Raw genomic sequence first — 17,190 nt, 5'->3', positions numbered from 1 at the left:
TCAGGCCGGTACCGGGCCGTCGGCCCGCACGTTGCCGGCACCGTGCACGCACCGGCCGCCGACGAACGTGGCCAGGACACCGATCTCGCTGATCCGCGCGCTCGGCACGGTGGTCGGGTCGTCGTCGAGCAGCACCATGTCCGCCCACAACCCGGGGGCAAGCCGGCCCCGCTCGTTCTCCTGGTGCGACGCCCACGCCGGGTGCGCGGTGAAGGCGCGCAGCGCCTCCGCCCCGTCGACGCGCTCGTCCGGGCTGAGGACCACGCCCGCGCTGGTCGTGCGCTCCACCATCGAGCGCAGCCCCGCCAGCGGGGCGCCGACCCCGACGCACGGCCGGTCGGAACTGCCCGGCACCCGCAATCCGGCCGCCACCAGCGACTTCTGGCGGTACAACCACGGCACCCGCGACTCGCCGAGCGCCTCGGCCATGGTGTCGCCGATCTCGTACAGGAACCGCGCCTGCGGCACCGGCACCACGCCCAGCGCCACCAGCCGCGGCAGCTGATCGGGCCGCACCATGGCGGCGTGCTCGATGCGGTGCCGCACGTCCGGGCGCGGGAGCACCCGCTGGGCCTCCTCGAACGCGTCCAGCGTCAGGTCGATGGCCCGGTCGCCGATCGCGTGCGCGGCGACCCGCCAGCCGCTGCGGTGAGCGGCGACGATGGTGTCCCGCAGCACCTTCGGGTCGTCCTGCAGCACACCCAGGCCGCCGTGCGAGCAGAACGGCTCGGTCAGGGCGGCGGTCCGGCTGCTCAACGCGCCGTCGGTGAAGATCTTCATCGGGCCGAGCCGGAGGAACTCGTCACCGAACCCGCTGCGCAGACCCAGGTCCACGCCGATCGACCCGGTGTCGGCGGGGTTGCCGCCCAGGGGATGCAGCACCTCACTGGCCGGCATCAGCTCGACCCGCACCGGCAGGGCACCACGGGCACGCGCGAGCTGGTACGCCGACGCCTCGGCCGGGCTGTGGCCGATCCAGCCGCCACCGATCCCGGCCTCGGTCACCGAGGTCAGGCCCTCGGTGACGTACACCTTCGCGGCCCGTTCGATCGCGGCCGCCAGCTCCTCCACCGGGTAGGGCTTCACCAGCGCGTCCACCAGCTGCTGCGCCTGCTCGGCGAGCAGCCCGGTCGGCGCCCCGTCGTCGTCGCGGGCGACCACCCCGCCCTCGGGCACGCGCACCGCGGCGTCGAGCACCCCGGCTTGCTTGAGGATCGCGGAGCTGACCGTGCACATGTGCGCCGAGCGGTGCTTGAGCCACACCGGACGGCCGCCGCCGGCGCGGTCCAGCGCGGTGCGGTCGGGGTGGCCGCCGAGCACGAAGTCGTCGTACTTCGAGCCGATCACCCAGGCGTCGGCGGGCAGCTGCGCGGCGCGCGCGGCGACGGTGTCGTAGAGCTCGTCCAGGGTGCGGCACACCGACAGGTCGATCTCCGCCAGCGACAAGCCGTACCAGACCATGTGGTTGTGCGCGTCGGCGAACCCCGGCGTGAGCACCGCGCCGCCGCCGTCGATCACGGTCCGGGCGGCCAGCCCCTCGACCTCCTCGTCGAGGCCGACGATCCGCCCGTGCAGCACGCCGACGGCGTGCGCCCGGGGACGTTCGTCGGACACGGTCAGCGCACGGACGTTGCGCACCAGGAGATCGAGCACAGCAGATCCTTCCGGTCGGGGCCGTTCCCTTGCAGGGTAGGGGTCCCGCCCGCCGGATCGCACGCGTCCGGGCCGCGCCGTATAGGTCGTTATACGTCCGTCCGGGACTCGCGGTAGGCGTTCACCGAGTCGGTCAGCCCGCGCAGCGTCGCGCGCAGGTCTTCCAGCCCGGCTGCCGGCAGGTCCATCGCCGTGCCGACCACCCCGGGCAGCGGCGCCGCCCTCGACCGCAGCTCGTCCCCCTTGCCGGTGAGCCGGATGCACACCGACCGCTCGTCGTCGGCACGCCGTTCACGGCGCACCAGCTCGAGCTTCTCCAGACGCTTGAGCAGCGGCGACAGCGTGCCGGAGTCCAGCGACAGCGCCCGGCCGAGCTCCTTGACCGAGAGTTCGCCGTGCTCCCACAGCGCCAGCATCACCAGGTACTGCGGATAGGTGAGCCCCAGCTCGTCGAGCAGGGGACGATACAGCGAGGTCACCGCGCGCGAGGCGGCGTACAACGCGAAGCAGACCTGATCGTCGAGTCGTGGTGCGTCCTCGGCCATGCCTCCTCCTTCCCACCCGGAGTACCAGCACTCGATCTTCCCCCAGAACCAGGTCGCCCGCCATTCAAGAGTGACACATACCATATCGGGCAATTAAGTTGTGCACAATCTGGTTTGATGCAACCGAATGGTCGGACCGCCGGCCCGCACAGTCAGGAGACCGTCATGACCGCCAACCCGCACAACCTCGCCCTCGAACCCGCGGCCCAGGCGTTCGCCGAGGCGACCGACAAGCCGCCGTACCTGTTCCAGCTCCCGCCCGAGGAAGGCCGCAGGGCCGTCGACGAGGTTCAGTCCGGGGAGATCGCCAAGCCGGACGCCGACATCGAGGACCGCACCATCGACGGCGGGCCGACCGGCCAGGTGCGGCTGCGCATCGTGCGTCCCGCCGGCGCCACCGGCACCCTGCCGGTCGTGCTCTACATCCACGGCGCGGGCTGGGTGTTCGGCAACAGCCACACCCACGACCGGCTCATCCGGGAGATCGCCGCCGGTACCGGTGCGGCCGTCGTCTTTCCCGAATACGACCGCTCACCCGAGGCGCGTTATCCGGTCGCGCTGGAGCAGAACTACGCCGCGGCGCAGTGGATCGTCGCCGAGGGCGCGGAGCACGGACTCGATGCGAACCGCGTGGCGATCGCCGGCGACTCGGTCGGCGGGAACATGACCGCCGCCGTGACGATCCTGGCCAAGCAGCGCGGCGACGTCACCTTCCGCCAGCAGGTCCTGTTCTACCCGGTCACCGACGCGAGCTTCGACACCGCCTCGTACCGGGAGTTCGCCACCGGCTACTTCCTGGCGCTGGAGGGCATGAAGTGGTTCTGGGACCAGTACACCACCGATGCCGCGCAGCGCGCGCAGATCACCGCCTCACCGCTGCGCGCGAGCCTGGACGAGCTGGCCGGGCTGCCCCCCGCGCTGGTGATCACCGCGGAGGCCGACGTGCTCCGCGACGAGGGCGAGGCGTACGCGAACAAGCTGCGCCGGGCCGGCGTCCCGGTCACCGCCGTGCGCTACCAGGGTGTCATCCACGACTTCGTGATGCTCAACGCGCTACGCGAGACCCCGGCCGCCGACGCCGCGATCAACCAGGCGGTGTCGGTGCTGAGGAAGGCACTGCAGGACTGAGGTGCGGCGGGTTCCGGTCCGCGGGACCGTCCACAGCGGCCACGGGCGTCCGTCCGGATCGGACGGACGCCCGTGGTACGTCAGTAGCCGCGGTAACCGCTGCCCTGGGACATGCTCTTCAGCCCGGGGTGACCGGCGAAACCGCCGTAGCGGTCGAAGGTGTAGCGCACCCCGGCGATGATGTTGTCCACCGGGTCGAAGATGTCGTCGTGGCCGGGCAGCTTGTACGAGTTGAACGTCGAGTCGATGCACTGCATCAGGCCCTTGGACGGGTGGCCGGCGATCCAGTTGCTGTCCCACCGGTTCACCGCCTGCGGGTCGCCGCCCGACTCCTTCTCGATGATCGTGCGGATGGCCCGCACATCACCGGCACCCACCGGCATGTCCTGCGATTTCATGACGCGCAGGGCCTCGTTGACCCAGTCGGCGAGCTGGTCGCCGCTGGTGTCGAACACCTCCGGCGGGTGCGGCGGCGGGGGCGGCGGAGCCGGTGCCGCGGCGGGGGTTTCCGCGGCGGCCGGCTCCGGGTGCGCGGGGCGGGCCGGGATGTCCAGGACGGACGCCGGGGTGCTCACGACCCAGGTCGACGGCGGCCCGAGGACCGGAGCGACATGTGCGGCGTCGGCGACCGGGGCGGTCTCGGCGGCGGGCACCGGCGGCGCGGGATCGCCGCCGGTGCTCGCCATCGCGAGCGGACTCGCGGATCCGGCCACCGACATCACGAGCAGGCCCGCGGAAACGGACGTGCGCGCGGCGAGGCGACCGGAGTTCTTCGGTTTTGCTGCGTGTCGGGGACGGTTCCTGTCCGGGGAAAACAGGACCATTGGGCGGGGAAAACGGGTTTTCGAATTATGGCTTCCCATGAACGGGAGGTCTCCTTGCTCGGACGTTCGTCCGCGCCGGCCCTGTCGGGGGCCAGGCCGGCGGGGGCCACGGGTGAGGAGAACGGGGGATTTCTCGGGGTCACCACGAGGCCTCAGCCAGATTACGAACGAGCAACGGAGATATCACCAAACGGTGACTGAACCCACAGTTTAGGGGTGCCGAGGGCGATCTACCTGCACCGTGTTCGCGCAGCTCGGACACGGTTTTTGCCCTCGGTGACAGCGCTGCTACTCGACCTTGTCGAGCGCCTCACCGGAGCGGGCCGATACGAATTCGATCGCCCGGGTCTCCTTCGCCATCGCCACTCCGATCACGGTGAGCACCCCGGAAAGGATCATGTAAGCCGCCAGCGGCCAGATCGACTGCGCCCAGGCGAACAGGGCCGCCGCAATGAACGGAGTCGGACCACTGAAAAGCATGCTGCCGATCTGGTAACCGACCGCGGAACCGGTGTAGCGGAGCCGCGTTTCGAACAGTTCGAGCAGGAAGCTCGCTTCCGGGCCGTACAGCAGCGCGTGCAGCACAGAGATCGCCAGCACCAGCGCCACCAGACTGGGCAGGAAGTGCCCGGCGCCCAGCAGCCAGAAGACCGGGAAGGCCAGGATGACCGTCAGGACGGCACCCACGGCCATCACCGGGCGACGGCCGTACCGGTCGGCCAGGACCGCCGACAACGGGATCGTCACGACCTGCAGTGCGGCCGCCACGATCAGGGCGAGCAGCATGCCACTGCTGCCGGTCCCCCGTTCCGCGGCGTACTTCAGGCCGAACACCGAGGCCATGTAGAACACGACACTGTTCCCGGCGTGCGCCAGCAGCGCGATGACGACCGACTTCTTGGCGGTGCGCACGAGCTCGAGCGCGGGGAACTTGGCAACCTCGCCGCGCTCCCGCACCTCCCGGAAGGCCGGCGATTCGTCGATCCGCAGGCGCACGTAGAGACCGATCCCGACCAGGACCGCGCTGGCGAGGAACGGCAGCCGCCATCCCCAGCTCATCATCGCGTCCTTGGGCATCAGGCCCACGAAGTAGAAGACCGCGGAGGACATGACCAGTCCGGCCGGGATCCCGACCTGCGGCCAGCTGCTGAAGAACGCGCGCCGGGACGGGGGTGCGTGCTCGGCCGCGAGGAGGACCGCGCCGCTCCACTCCCCGCCGACGGCGAGACCTTGCAGCATGCGGCTGACGACGAGCAGGATCGGCGCCCACACGCCGATCTGCGCGTAGGTCGGCAGCAGCCCCACGGACGCGGTGCCGACGCCCATGATCAGGAGGCTGAGCACCAGCATCCGCTTGCGGCCGATCCGGTCGCCGAAGTGCCCGAACAGCATCCCGCCGAAGGGGCGCATGAAGAACGCGACACCGAACGCGGCGAACGCGGCGAGGGTTCCGGCCAGCGGATCCAGCGCCGGGAAGAACAACTTGTTGATGACGAGCGCCGATGCGGTGCTGAAGATGAAGAAGTCGAAGTACTCGATGCAGGTTCCGATGAAGCTCGCGAGCGCGATCCTCCGGATCGGCACGGTGGCTTGACCGTGCGCGGTGTCGGTAGTCATCCTGCCGCCTCTCTGTCTGCCAAGGTTGGCGGCGAGTGTAGAACAATATAACCTGGCTCACAACGCCTGACTTCGACAGGAGAACTTAATGTCCGACATTTACCCGGAGCGGGTCGGTTTCGTGGGCGCCGGCCGGATGGCGCAGCCGATGATCCGGCGGCTGGCCGCGCACGGCGAGCACGAGATCGGGGTCTACGACCGCGATCCCGTCGCCGCCGAGCGGCTGACCGGACTGCCGTCGGTGACCGTGCACCGCGATCCGGGCTCGCTGTTCGAGGCCAGCGAGCTCGCGATCCTCAGCCTGCCCGGGCCGGCCGCGGTCGAGGGCACGGTGTCCGAGCTGCTCGCCGGGCGCACCCCGGAGCGGCTCACGATCGTGAACACCTCCACCTCGGGGATCGTGACCAGCAAGAAGTGCGCCGAGCGACTGGCCGGCACCGGCGTGCAGCTCGTCGACGCCCCGGTCAGCGGCGGGGTGGTGGCCGCCGAACGCGGCGCCCTGACCTTCATCGTGTCCGGCCCGGCGGAGGCGGTGCGCACCGCACGTCCGGTGCTCGAGCTGCTGGGCGAGCACCTGTTCGACGTCGGCCGCGAGCCCGGGCTGGCCCAGGCCGTCAAGAGCGCGAACAACATGCTCGGCCTGTCCGCCCTGCTGGCCACCGCGGAAGCGGCGGTCGTGCTGACCCGGCTGGGCGTCGACCTCGCGCAGGCGATCGACGTCTTCAACGCCAGCAGTGGCCGCAACTCGGCCACCCTGGAGAAGTTCCCGCGGGAGGTGCTGACCGGCCGGTTCGACTTCGGGTTCAGCTTCGCCTCGGTGGTCAAGGACCTGAGCCTGTTCCTGGAAGCGGCCCAGGACGCGGGCCTAAACCCCGCCGTGGCCACCCGCGCGCACGCCGCGTGGCAGCAGGCGGCCGAGGACGGGTACGCGGACCTCGACTGCACCCGGGTGGTCCAGTACGTCGCGCGGGACCTCGACGCGGAATCCACCGTTGACTAACCGGCCGTCTGCTTCCTAGTCTTCGAATGTCAGACAATTAGCTTGAGGGAGGGCCTGTGCCGACACCTGGGAACCCCAAACCGTGGTCCGGCGTGATCCCGGCGGCGGATCTCGAGACCTTCGGCCGCGAGTTCGCGCCCGAAGACCGGCCGCTCACGGCGGGTACGTCGCCCGCGCTCGTGGTGGTGGACATGACGAAGGCGTTCGTCGACTCCACCTACCCGACCGGATTCTCGCCCACCGGCCAGCCGGCCCTGGCGGCGAACGCGGAACTCCTCGCCGCGTCGCGGCGAGCCGGCATCCCGGTGTTCTTCACCAAGGCCTACCCCGAACCCGATCACCGCCCCCGGCCGGCCGAGCGCGGCCGGTGGAAGCTCAACCCGCGGCCCGTCCCGCTCCCCGAGGGCACTCCGCCCGGCGATGCGCTGCCCCCGGAGCTCACCCCGCTCAACAACGAGATCGTCATCAACAAGGGCGGCAAGCCGAGCGCGTTCTTCGGCACGCCACTGGCGTCCTACCTGATCCACGCGGGATGCGACACCGTCATCGTCACCGGGATGACGACCAGCGGCTGCGTGCGTGCCACCGTCCTGGACGCGTTCCAGTACAACTTCCACGTCGTCGTGCCGTTCGAATGCTGTGCCGACCGGAGCCAGATCTCCCACCAGGTCAACCTGTTCGACATGCACATGAAGTACGCCGAGGTGGTCAGCACGAGCGAGACCATCGAGTACCTGGAGTCGGTCCGTCACGCGGCCCAGCCGGTGCCGGTACCCTGACCGTTCGCCGCCCGACCTCCCGCGGCGCCGGCCCGACCCGGGGTGCACGCCGGACTCTGCCTGACATTTGCCAATTGGGTAAGTCGCAGACCGCAGGGCAAACTCTCGCTCACTTGCCAAGTGCCGTACATTTGCAGGTGGGGATGCGTGCACCCCGGGAAGGGGATCGGACACATGGAGCTCGGGGAGAAAATCCTCCGCCCACGTGAACAGGTCGAGCAGGCGCTGAAGAAGGCGATCCTGAGCAGCAAGCTGGGCACCGGCGAACGCCTGCCGTCGGAGGCCGAGCTCGCGCGGCAGTTCGGCGTCAGCCGCCCGACCATCCGCGAGGCGTTGTCGTCGCTGCAGATGCAGGGACTGATCCGCCGCGTGCCCGGCGCGGGCGGCGGCAGCTTCGTCCAGCCGGTGGACCACCAGTCCCTCGGCGAGGTCGTGCGCGCCTCGATGCAGAACCTGGTGCGGCTCGGCAGCGTCAGCTTCGAGGAGGTGTCCCTGGCGCGCCAGCACCTCGAAGTCCCGTGCGCGGGGCTGGCCGCCGAGAACCGGTCCGCCGAGGACCTGGAGGAGCTGCGCCAGGTGGTGCGCGAGCAGAAGACGCGCTCGGTGGACGACCCGCTGATCGCCGAGCTCGACATGCGCTTCCACACCATCATCGCCCGGATGTCGGGCAACCGGGTGCTCGCATCGCTGGTCTACGCGCTGCACCACGAGTCGGAGCCGGTGCGCTACCTCGACCTCTCGCCGGAGGTCGGCCGCCACACCGTGGCCCAGCACCAGCGGATCGTGCAGGCGATCGGGGCGCAGGACCGGCAGGCCGCGGAAGCCGCCATCAGCGAACACCTCGCCTACCTGCGGGAGCACATTAGGGCTGCGCTCGCGGACCAGCCGTCCGGCGGAACCGGCCGGCCGGCACCGGCCGGGGTCTGAAGCCGGACTCCCCCGCGCGCCGGGCGTTCCGGACGCTTGACCCCGCCCTGCTAATGTCTGACAATTGACGAATAGTCAATCGGTTAGACAGGAGATGGGATGGTCAACCCCACCGTCGTGAGCTTCCCCGAGTGGGACCACATGCTCGCGGCCGCCGCCGACGTAATGCGCGGACCGGACGAGGCGACCCGCCGGAGCCTGGAGGCGTTCTTCGCCCCCGAGGTGGTCGATCTGGACGCGCTCTTCGCCGCAGGCCGCATCCCGGACGTCACCATCGACATGCCGGCCAAGGGGGACACCGGCTACGCACCCGATGCCGGCACACGCGTGCTCGTCGTCCGCCGGACCCGGGTCGACCGGCAGCTGCTCGACCGGCTTCCGGACCTGCGGCACGTCCAGAAGCTCGGCGAGCGGCAGGACACCATCGACGTCGCCGCCGCGGCCGAGCGCGGCATCACGCTCGACTTCGTGCCCCGCCCGGCGCTCGAAGCGACGGCCGACCACGCCGTGCTGCTCGTGATGGCGGCGCTGCGGGAGCTGCCCAGGCTGGACCGGACCACCCGGGAGTCGACCGTCGCGGCCGGTTCCTCCGCGCCCGGATCCACCGCCTACAACTGGCCCGGTGTCGCGTTCGGACGGACGCTGTCCGCGAGCACCGTCGGCATCATCGGACTCGGCGAGGTCGGGCTGCTCGTCGCCCGGCGCCTGCGCGCCGCCGGCGCCCGGGTGGTGTGGACCTCGCTCCGCGGCCGTCCACAACGGACGGTCGACGGCCTGGAGTACTTGCCGCTCGACGACCTCCTCGCCGTAAGCGACGCGGTGAGCCTGCACATCCCGAGCACGGCGGACAACCGGCACGTCGTCGACGCCGCCTTCCTCCGCAAGATGCGGGCCGACGCGGTGCTCGTCAACGTCTCCCGGGGACTGCTGATCGACGAGCACGCCCTGGCGCAGGCCCTGCGCCGCGGCGAACTCCGCTTCGCCGCCCTCGACGTCTACGGCAGCGAACCCGTCCCGGTGGACAACCCGCTCCTCGATGCGGAACGGGTCATCCTGACCCCGCACGTCGCCGGCGGGCCACGCTCGCTGATGACCCAGGAGCTGCTGGACCTCAGCCGTGGCGTGAGCCGCGCGCTCGCGGCCGGGCGAGAGGTCGCGCGGTGAGCGAGGCACAGGACTACATCGACGAGCTCGCGCGGCGGCGGGGGTACGCGTTCCGGCTGCACAAGATCCTGGCCGGCGCGGACCTGGACCTGCTCAAGGCGATGGACGGCATGGTGTCCCAGGCCTACCTCACCGAGCGGCGGCTGGACAAGCGCACCAAGGAGCTGCTGTTCATCCTGAGCCTGACGGTCATGCGCGCCCCGCACACGCAGATCGTCACGCACATCAAGCTGGCCCTGGCCGCGGGGGCCACGCCGGAGGAAATCCTCGAGGCCATCGAGATCGCACTGCCGGAGGCGGGCATCGTCGCCTTCCAGGGCGGTGTGCAGGCGTGGGCCGAGGTCGTCGGCGCACCCGAGATCGAACCGCGCGCGGACTAGAAAACGGCGGTGGCGGGACCGGTCCGACCGGTCCCGCCACCGCCGTTGTCCCCGTCAGCCCAGCGTTTCGCGGAGCTTGAACTTCTGGATCTTCCCGCTGGGCGTCATCGGCAGCTCGTCGAGCACCACCACCCGCTCGGGCAGGTAGTGCTTCGACAGGCCCCTCCCCAGCAGGTACTCCCCCAGCGTGCTCACTGTCGGTTCCGGGCTTCCCGGGCGGAGCACCAGCACCGCGCAGATCCGCTCGCCCAGCCGCGCGTCGGGCAGGCCGACCACGGCGACGTTGAGCACATCCGGGTGGTCGAAGATGAGGGACTCCACATCCGTCACCGGGATGTTCTCGCCACCGCGGATGATGACGTCCTTGCTGCGGCCGCGCAGGGACAGCCACCCGTGCTCGTCCACGCTCGCCCGGTCCCCGGTGCGGAACCACAGACCCGGCAGGTACGCCTCGTCGGTGGCGTCGGGCCGGTCGTAGTAGCCGTGCACCACCCCCGGGCCGCGCATGACCAGATCCCCGACCTCCCCCGCGCCGACCTCGGCCCCGGTCGCGTCGACGATCCGGACCGCGGATCCGGCGAACACCGACCCGTCGGTGCGCAGGATCGCCTCGCCCTCCGCCGGGGTGCAGGAGGTCAGGATGCTGCACTCGGTCATGCCCCACGCGGGGGCGACGTAGGCGCCGAGCGCGGCACCGGCCTGCGCCGGCAAGTTGCGGGGAACCGGGGCTCCGGCGATCACCAGGCAGGTCAGCGGGCACGCCGGGTCGCCGGCGAGATCCGTGCGCAGCATGTCCTGCAGGAAGGTCGGCGCGCCGAAGAAGGTGGTCACGCCCTCCTCGCGGATGATCCGCGTGCCCCACTCCGGGTCCCAGCGGTCGACGTGCACACCGGTGCCGGCGAGCAGCGTGGTGAACAGGATGCCCCACTCGAACCCGGTGTGGTGGCCGGCCGGCGAGGCGACCAGCTGCACCATCGGCTCGCCGAAGACCTTCGCCCCGATGTGGTTCGCCTGCTGCCGGGCGGAGTAGATCAGCGTGTTGTGGCTGTGCATCGCACCCTTGGGCTCACCCGTGGTGCCGGAGGTGAAGCCGAGGTAGCAGATCCGGTCCGGGTCCGGGTCCGGGAACGTCCGGGTGGGCACGCCGGCGTGGTCGGCCCACCGCGACTCCCCCGGGCCCAGGTCCGAGCCGTCCTCGTCCAGCACGAGGATGTGCTGCAACGCGGGCAGCCCGGCCCGCAGGGCGCGGGCCATCTCCAGGTGGTGGGTGCTGCGCCAGCGGCGCGGGATCACCAGCACCTTGGCCTTGCTGCGGCGCAGGATCGCCTCCGCCTGCCGGGGCCCGTAGGCCACCGGGATGCCCGCGTAGATCGCGCCGACCTCGTTGATGCCGAAGACCAGTTCCGGGTACTCCACCCAGTTCGGCAGCATCACGACCACGGCGTCGCCCACGCCGACGCCCAGGTGGGCGAGCACGCTCGCGACGTGGTGGGCACCCTCGTCGAACTCCCGGTAGGTGCGGGTGACCCGGCTGCCGTCGGAGCGGCGGCCCACCAGGGCGATCCGGTCCGGATGGGCCTGCGCGGCCTCGGTCAGCAGGGACCGCACGGAGCGGTCCTCCCACCAGCCCTCGGCGCGCCAGCGTGCCGCGGTGTCGTCGTCGATCGGTGAGTACTGCCCGTCCAGTGCCGCCGCCAGCGGCCGGCGGACCGGGAGTGTCGTCATCGCGCGTCCCTTCTCGAAGCGGTGGGGGTGCGGGCCGCCGTGCCGTGGGTGCCGGCAGCCGCCCGCAGGGAGACCGCGTCGCGGAGCCGCCGTTCCACCGGGTACTCCGCGAGGTAGCCGTACCCGCCGTGCGCCTGCACGGCCGCGGCCGCCACCTCGATGGCGGCGTCGCAGCACTCCCGGGCCACCGCGAGCGCCGCCAGCTCGTCCGGGACGGCGGACGTGACCGCGGCCAGCGCGGCCGCCGTGCGGGCGGCCTGCTCGAACAGCGACATCCGCACGACCGGGATGTCGTGCAGCGCCCGGCCGAACTGGTGGCGGACGGCGGTGTAGCCGGCCGCGTCGTCGGCGGCGGCACCCGCGATGCCGGTGGCGACCGCCGCCGCGCCGAGGAGGAGCCGGTGGCGAGCGGCCGCGGCGGCGACGCCGGTGAGCTGGTGCACCTCGCCGGCACCGGCCGCCACGTCCAGCGCCACGGTGAGCGCGCCACCGAGACCGGTGCGGCGCAGCGGGGCCGCCTTGGTCGCGGCGGGCGGGACCAGGAGCGCCTCGTCCGCACCGGTCAGGACCAGCAGGTGCGGCGATCGCGCGGCAGCGTCCACCCGGTCCACGGCTCCGGAGAGGCTCTCGCCCTGCCAGGCGAGCCGGACGTGGGCGGCATCGCCGTCGACGACGGCGACGCCCGCCTCGCCGGCGTGGATCGCGCCCACCAGATCCGCGAAGCGGGGATCCGCGCCGAGCACGTCCACCGCGGCATGCGCCTGCACGGCGGCCCAGCCGAGGGCGGGCCAGGACCGGCCGAGCCGCTCGAACGCGACCGCGGTGGTCGTCCACCCGGCACCGGCGCCACCCGCGGACTCGGCCGTGCCCAACGTCCAGACACCGAGGCCGGCGAGCTCGCGAACCAGGGCGGCGACCGTCTCGGGGGCGTCGTCGGCCGGCGCGACCGCCCGGTCGGCGGCGACCGCGTCCAGCAGGGACGCCAGATCTCGCTGCTCCTCGTCGAGCAGGGGGCCGCGCCAGGTCATGACCAGAAGCTCTCGGACTTGGGGCTGCGCCGCTCGGCGAAGGCGGCACTGACCTCGTGCGCCTCCCGCGTCTGCAGGTAGAGCGTCAGCTGCTGGTCGTGCGCCATCCGCGCCTGACCGGAGACCCCGTTGTGCCGCGCGGAGAACGCGGCCTTGAGACCGCCGATCGCGAGCGGGCTGCGGCTGGCGATCTCGTGGGCGACCTCGGCGGCCCGGGCCGGCAGGTCCGCCAGCGGGACGACCTCGTTGACCAGTCCCATCGCCAGCGCCTGCGCGGCGGTGTACTTGCGGTTGAGGTACCACATCTCCTTGGCCCGCTTGCGGCCGATGGTGTCCTCCAGGTACCACGAGCCGTAGCCGGCGTCGAAGCTGCCGACCAGCGGGCCGACCTGCCGGAACACCGCGTTCTCGGCCGCGATCGTCAGATCGCAGACGTTGTGCAGGACGTTGCCGCCGCCGACCGCGAACCCGTTGACGGCGGCGAGGACCGGCTTGGGGATGGTGTCGATCGCCTGGTAGACGTCAACGATGGGCAGCACCTGCGACTGGTCGAGCGAGGTCACCGGGTCGTGCTCGCCGCCGATGCAGAAGAACTTGTCGCCGGCACCGGTGAGGATCGCGGCGCGCAGCGCCGGATCGAGGCGGAACCGCTGGAGGGCGTCGAAGAGTTCCAGACAGGTTTGGTGGCGGAACTTGTTGCCGTTGTCGGGCCGGTTGATCGTGATGGTGAGCACCGGGCCGTCGGTGCTGACCAGGATGTCGTCATAGCTCATCGTCAACTCACTCCTCCTCGGTTGCCGCTGACGTGGTGCGGAAGCCTTGTCCGGTCTTGTCGCCGAGGAACCCGGCGGCCACCATCCGGCGCAGCAGCGGTGGTGGCGCGTACCGGCCGTCCCGGGTGGCCGCGTACAGGGCCTCGGTGGTGCGCAGGTGCTCGTCGAGCCCGATCCGGTCGAGTGTCTCGAGTGGACCGCGGCGGTAGCCCAGGCCGAGCTTCAGGGCGACGTCGATGTCCTCCGCGCTCGCCAGTCCGTCGTCGAACTCCTGGACGACGTCGTTGAGGTAGGGCAGGAACAGCGCGTTGAGCAGGAACCCGGGCCGGTCGTCCACCACGACGGGCTGCACGCCCTCGAGCGAGCCGGCGAACGCGACCAGGGCCTGCACCAGCGGGTCGGCGGTGCGCAGGGCGCGGACGACCTCGGCCACGCCGGTGCCGGACACCGCGTCGAGGAAGTGCAGCCCGGCGACGCGTTCCGGATTCGGTACGCCGGCCGCGAGGTCGGTGACCGACAGCGTCCCGGTGCCGGTGACGATCGGGGTCTGCTCGCCGACGACGGCCGCGATCTCGGCGAGCAGTTGCTTCGTCCCCGCGGCGTCCCCGGCGGTGAGCTCCAGGGCGAGATCGGCGTCGGCGAGATCGGTGACGGTGCCGATCACCTCGCGCCCGGAGGCGGTCACCAGCTCGGCGATCGCGGTGGCCACCGGGCCGGAGCCGAGCAGGCCGACCCGTTTGAAGTCTGCTGTGGACTCACTCATGCCGTACTCCTCAGGACCCGAACAACCGGGTGTCGTCGTACTCGTAGAACCCGCGGCCGGTCTTGCGGCCCAGATCGCCCGCGGCGACCATCCGCTCGACCATCGGCGGCGGGAAGAACCGGTCGTCGCGCAACTGCTCGTACAGCCGGGTGGACACCTGCTGGTGGATGTCCAGACCGACGATGTCGAGCAGCCGGAACGGGCCCATCGGGTGCCCCAGCGCGCCCGGCACGGCGGCGTCGATGGCCTCCTTGGTGGCCCAGCCCGCTTCCAGTGCCCGGATGCAGGAGTTCTCCCACGGGATGAGGAACCGGTTGACGATGAACCCGGGCCGGTCCTGGGTCACGACGCTGGTCTTGCCCAGCGAGGCGAGGAACTCCACGGTCGCCCGGTGCGCCCAGGTCGCGGTGTGCCGGCCGTCGGCGACCTCGACGAGCTTCATCAACGGCGCCGGGTTGCAGTAGTGGGTGCCCACCACGCGCTCCGGACGGCGGGAACCGCTGGCGATGCCGGTCACCGACAACGTCGAGGTGTTCGTGTGGAACAGGGTCGAGTCGGACACGATGTCGTCGAGCCGGCCGAAGGTGTCCTTCTTCAGCGCCAGGTCCTCGAACACGGCCTCGACCACGACGTCGCACGGCGCCAGATCGGTCAGCTCGGTGGTGCCGGACAAGCCGTCCTTGGCCGCCTGCGCGGCGCCGGCGTCGAGCTTGCCGAGCTGGACGCTCTTGTCCAGGAACCCGCGGACGGTACCCAGACCCCGCTGGAGGTTGGCCTCGTCGATGTCGAACAGGATCGTGCGGTGCCCGGCCCGCGCCATGACGGTCGCGATGCCCGAGCCCATGGTGCCGGCGCCGAGGACGGCGACGGTCTTGCTCTCGTTGCTCACTCGTTCTCCCGGGGTGTCAGCGGATGCTCTGGCCGCCGTCGATGACGACGACCTCGCCGGTCATGAAGTCCGAAGCGGGGCCGGCCAGCAGCAGCAGCCACGGCTTGAGTTCATCCGGATCCCCCATCCGGCGCGCCGGGATCGCCCGCACCACGCGCGCCAGCATGTCCGGGTTCCCGTGCACATCGGCGTTCAGCGCGGTGGCGAAGTAGCCGGGCGCGATCGCGTTCACCTGGATCCCGTGCGGGGCCCATTCCACGGCCATCGAGCGGGTGAAGGCGATGATCGCGCCCTTGGACGCCGAGTACGCCGCGTGCCGCGCGATGCCCTGGAGGGCGAAGTTGGACGCGATGTTGACGACCTTGCCCGAGCCCTGGGCGATCAGGTGCCTGCCGACGGCGCGGGTCGCCAGGAAGGTGCCGCGCAGGTTGGTCGCGATCACCCGGTCCCACTCCGCCGCCGGCTGGTCGACCAGGGCGGAGGTCGCCACGATGCCGGAGTTGTTGACGAGGATGTCCACCCGTCCGAACGTCTCGACCGTCGCGGTGACCATCTGCTCCACCGCGGACTCGTCGGTGATGTCGGTGGGACAGGCCAGCGCCGAACCACCGGAGGCCTTCACCTCGTCGACGAAGCGGTCCAGTTCGGACCGGGTGCGCGCGGCGACGGTGACCGCCGCCCCCGCTTCGGCCAGTGCCTGCGCCATCGCCCGGCCCAGCCCGCGGCCCGCGCCGGTCACGATGGCGACCTTGCCCTGCAAATTTCCTGTGGTCACGCCACACCCTCCATCGCCCGGGTGGTTTCGCGGCCGATGAGCAGCCGCTGGATCTCGTTGGTGCCGTCGTAGATCTGGGTGACCTTGGCGTCGCGCAGGCAGCGCTCGACCCCCACCGCGGCGAGGTCGCCGTACGGGCCGAGGATGCGGGCGGCGTCCACCGCCGCGCGGAACCCCAGGTCCGTGCACGACTGCTTCATGATCGCGATCTGGCCCGGGGACACCCGCGGGTCCGCGTCGACCTGCCGGGCGACGGCGTGCAGCAGGAGCCGGCCTTGCAGGATGCGGCCCCGCAGCCCGGCGAGCTCGAACGAGCACTCGTCCGGCAGCCGGGAACCGTGCAGCCGGGTCAGCGCCGCGAGCGTGCGCGCGTAGGCGGCGCGGGCCAGGCCGACGCCCTGCGCGGCCGCGCTGATGCGCGACTTCACGACCGAGCTCATCACCACCGACCAGCCGCCGCCCACCTCGCCGAGCACGTTGTCCCGCGGAACCGGGACGCGGTCGAAGAACAGCTCGGCAGTGCTCGAACCGTGCATGCCCATCTTCGTGAACGGCGCACCGCGGGTCAGGCCCGGGCGATCACCGTCGATGACGAAGGCGGTCACGCCCTGGCGGCCCAGTGCGCGGTCGACGGTGGCGAAACAGACGATCACGTCGGCCTTGTCGCCGGTGGTGATGAAGGTCTTCTGCCCGGTGATCGACCAGCCGTCCGGGGTTTCGGTGGCGGTCGTCTTCAGCGAGGCGACATCGGAGCCCGCGTCCGGTTCGGTGATGGCGAGCGAGCCGTAGCGCGAGGCGTCGAGCAGCCCGGGGATGTACCGCTGCCGCAGGTCGTCCGTGCCGGCGAGCAGGATGGGGTAGGCGGCGTGGGTCTGGGTCATGAACACCAGGCTGGTCGCCGCGCACCCGGCGGTGACCTCCTCCATCGCCACCGCGTAGGCGACGGTGCTGTCGCCGCTGCCCCCGAGGTGTTCCGGGAACAGCAGCCCGCACAGGCCGGCCCGGGCCAGCGCCTGCACGCCCTCGTGGGCGAAGGCGTGCGTGGCGTCCAGGATCGCCGCGCGCGGCGCGACCTCCGCCGCCACCACCTCCCTGGTGCGGTCGCGGACCTCCCGCTCGCGCGGGGTCAGCGCCGCATCCGCCGCCGGTTCGTCCAGCGACGCGTGCAGGCGGTGGTACGCGTCGGGGTCGATGTCCAAGTCGAGTGGCTCGGCGGGCAT

At 71.4% G+C, this 17,190-nt stretch carries 16 protein-coding genes and 1 pseudogene; 6 read left to right on the top strand and 11 right to left on the bottom strand.

Features of this window, described 5'->3' with window-relative positions; translation table 11 throughout:
- Together FHX46_RS14170 and FHX46_RS14165 are read right to left on the bottom strand one after the other, a co-directional pair.
- Window positions 1-1,653 carry an amidohydrolase gene (locus tag FHX46_RS14170; RefSeq protein WP_167114344.1) on the bottom strand — a complete coding sequence of 551 codons (1,653 nt, stop codon included), beginning with the start codon at window positions 1,651-1,653 and terminating at the stop codon, window positions 1-3.
- Between the two features lie 89 nt (window positions 1,654-1,742).
- Entirely contained in the window at window positions 1,743-2,198 is a 456-nt protein-coding gene (locus FHX46_RS14165; protein ID WP_167114341.1) for a MarR family winged helix-turn-helix transcriptional regulator, read from the bottom strand.
- Window positions 2,199-2,363: 165 nt separating this feature from the next.
- On the opposite strand from FHX46_RS14165, the gene FHX46_RS14160 reads away from it, so the two are divergent.
- Window positions 2,364-3,326 (top strand): alpha/beta hydrolase, encoded by a 963-nt coding sequence (locus FHX46_RS14160; protein WP_167114338.1) that lies wholly within the window; start codon window positions 2,364-2,366, stop codon window positions 3,324-3,326.
- An 80-nt stretch (window positions 3,327-3,406) separates the two neighbouring features.
- Here the strand turns inward: FHX46_RS14160 and FHX46_RS29130 are convergent.
- Window positions 3,407-3,679: pseudogene (locus tag FHX46_RS29130) on the bottom strand (transglycosylase SLT domain-containing protein); the annotation flags it as partial.
- A gap of 759 nt (window positions 3,680-4,438) precedes the next feature.
- Window positions 4,439-5,767 carry an MFS transporter gene (locus FHX46_RS14150; RefSeq protein ID WP_167114330.1) on the bottom strand — a complete coding sequence of 443 codons (1,329 nt, stop codon included), beginning with the start codon at window positions 5,765-5,767 and terminating at the stop codon, window positions 4,439-4,441.
- Window positions 5,768-5,855: 88 nt separating this feature from the next.
- On the opposite strand from FHX46_RS14150, the gene FHX46_RS14145 reads away from it, so the two are divergent.
- From FHX46_RS14145 to FHX46_RS14125, 5 genes are all read left to right on the top strand, one after another.
- On the top strand, window positions 5,856-6,767 hold the full coding sequence (locus tag FHX46_RS14145) for an NAD(P)-dependent oxidoreductase (RefSeq protein WP_167114326.1): 912 nt from the start codon (window positions 5,856-5,858) through the stop codon (window positions 6,765-6,767).
- A 56-nt stretch (window positions 6,768-6,823) separates the two neighbouring features.
- Complete coding sequence (locus FHX46_RS14140) at window positions 6,824-7,546, top strand: cysteine hydrolase family protein (RefSeq protein WP_167114323.1); 723 nt, start codon at window positions 6,824-6,826, stop codon at window positions 7,544-7,546.
- Window positions 7,547-7,720: 174 nt separating this feature from the next.
- Window positions 7,721-8,473: a FadR/GntR family transcriptional regulator gene (locus FHX46_RS14135; protein WP_167114319.1), complete on the top strand. Its 753-nt coding sequence runs from the start codon at window positions 7,721-7,723 to the stop codon at window positions 8,471-8,473.
- Between the two features lie 99 nt (window positions 8,474-8,572).
- Window positions 8,573-9,637 carry a 2-hydroxyacid dehydrogenase gene (locus tag FHX46_RS14130; protein ID WP_167114316.1) on the top strand — a complete coding sequence of 355 codons (1,065 nt, stop codon included), beginning with the start codon at window positions 8,573-8,575 and terminating at the stop codon, window positions 9,635-9,637.
- Window positions 9,634-10,017: a carboxymuconolactone decarboxylase family protein gene (locus FHX46_RS14125; RefSeq protein ID WP_167114313.1), complete on the top strand. Its 384-nt coding sequence runs from the start codon at window positions 9,634-9,636 to the stop codon at window positions 10,015-10,017. The genes FHX46_RS14130 and FHX46_RS14125 overlap by 4 nt, the downstream gene beginning before the upstream one ends.
- A 54-nt stretch (window positions 10,018-10,071) precedes the next feature.
- Here the strand turns inward: FHX46_RS14125 and FHX46_RS14120 are convergent, their stop codons facing one another.
- From FHX46_RS14120 to FHX46_RS14090, 7 genes are read right to left on the bottom strand one after another with little or no spacing between them, the layout of a single operon-like run.
- Window positions 10,072-11,742, bottom strand: a complete 1,671-nt coding sequence (locus FHX46_RS14120; RefSeq protein WP_167114310.1) for an AMP-binding protein — start codon at window positions 11,740-11,742, stop codon at window positions 10,072-10,074.
- Entirely contained in the window at window positions 11,739-12,770 is a 1,032-nt protein-coding gene (locus tag FHX46_RS14115; protein ID WP_167114307.1) for an acyl-CoA dehydrogenase family protein, read from the bottom strand. Before FHX46_RS14115 ends, FHX46_RS14120 begins: the two co-directional genes overlap by 4 nt.
- Window positions 12,767-13,543: an enoyl-CoA hydratase-related protein gene (locus tag FHX46_RS14110; protein WP_167114305.1), complete on the bottom strand. Its 777-nt coding sequence runs from the start codon at window positions 13,541-13,543 to the stop codon at window positions 12,767-12,769. The genes FHX46_RS14115 and FHX46_RS14110 overlap by 4 nt, the downstream gene beginning before the upstream one ends.
- Before the next feature lie 7 nt (window positions 13,544-13,550).
- Window positions 13,551-14,306 carry a 3-hydroxyacyl-CoA dehydrogenase family protein gene (locus FHX46_RS14105; protein WP_167114302.1) on the bottom strand — a complete coding sequence of 252 codons (756 nt, stop codon included), beginning with the start codon at window positions 14,304-14,306 and terminating at the stop codon, window positions 13,551-13,553.
- 10 nt (window positions 14,307-14,316) lie between these two features.
- On the bottom strand, window positions 14,317-15,195 hold the full coding sequence (locus FHX46_RS29030) for a 3-hydroxyacyl-CoA dehydrogenase family protein (protein WP_167114299.1): 879 nt from the start codon (window positions 15,193-15,195) through the stop codon (window positions 14,317-14,319).
- Between the two features lie 16 nt (window positions 15,196-15,211).
- Window positions 15,212-15,970, bottom strand: coding sequence for an SDR family NAD(P)-dependent oxidoreductase (locus tag FHX46_RS14095; RefSeq protein ID WP_167114296.1), 759 nt, complete (start codon window positions 15,968-15,970; stop codon window positions 15,212-15,214).
- Entirely contained in the window at window positions 15,967-17,190 is a 1,224-nt protein-coding gene (locus FHX46_RS14090) for an acyl-CoA dehydrogenase family protein (protein ID WP_167114293.1), read from the bottom strand. The genes FHX46_RS14095 and FHX46_RS14090 overlap by 4 nt, the downstream gene beginning before the upstream one ends.

The sequence above is a fragment of the Amycolatopsis viridis genome (assembly GCF_011758765.1).
Lineage (GTDB): Bacteria > Actinomycetota > Actinomycetes > Mycobacteriales > Pseudonocardiaceae > Amycolatopsis_E > Amycolatopsis_E viridis.
The sequence above is the reverse complement of the archived record's forward strand: the minus strand, read 5'-3'. Positions and strand labels throughout refer to the sequence as shown.

Coding starts and splice junctions, on each gene's coding strand:
- FHX46_RS14165 (WP_167114341.1), bottom strand. CDS start 2,198: ATGGCCGAGGACGCACCACGACTCGACGATCAGGTCTGCTTCGCGTTG.
- FHX46_RS14160 (WP_167114338.1), top strand. CDS start 2,364: ATGACCGCCAACCCGCACAACCTCGCCCTCGAACCCGCGGCCCAGGCG.
- FHX46_RS14150 (WP_167114330.1), bottom strand. CDS start 5,767: ATGACTACCGACACCGCGCACGGTCAAGCCACCGTGCCGATCCGGAGG.
- FHX46_RS14145 (WP_167114326.1), top strand. CDS start 5,856: ATGTCCGACATTTACCCGGAGCGGGTCGGTTTCGTGGGCGCCGGCCGG.
- FHX46_RS14135 (WP_167114319.1), top strand. CDS start 7,721: ATGGAGCTCGGGGAGAAAATCCTCCGCCCACGTGAACAGGTCGAGCAG.
- FHX46_RS14130 (WP_167114316.1), top strand. CDS start 8,573: ATGGTCAACCCCACCGTCGTGAGCTTCCCCGAGTGGGACCACATGCTC.
- FHX46_RS14120 (WP_167114310.1), bottom strand. CDS start 11,742: ATGACGACACTCCCGGTCCGCCGGCCGCTGGCGGCGGCACTGGACGGG.
- FHX46_RS14115 (WP_167114307.1), bottom strand. CDS start 12,770: ATGACCTGGCGCGGCCCCCTGCTCGACGAGGAGCAGCGAGATCTGGCG.
- FHX46_RS14110 (WP_167114305.1), bottom strand. CDS start 13,543: ATGAGCTATGACGACATCCTGGTCAGCACCGACGGCCCGGTGCTCACC.
- FHX46_RS14105 (WP_167114302.1), bottom strand. CDS start 14,306: ATGAGTGAGTCCACAGCAGACTTCAAACGGGTCGGCCTGCTCGGCTCC.
- FHX46_RS14090 (WP_167114293.1), bottom strand. CDS start 17,190: ATGCCCGCCGAGCCACTCGACTTGGACATCGACCCCGACGCGTACCAC.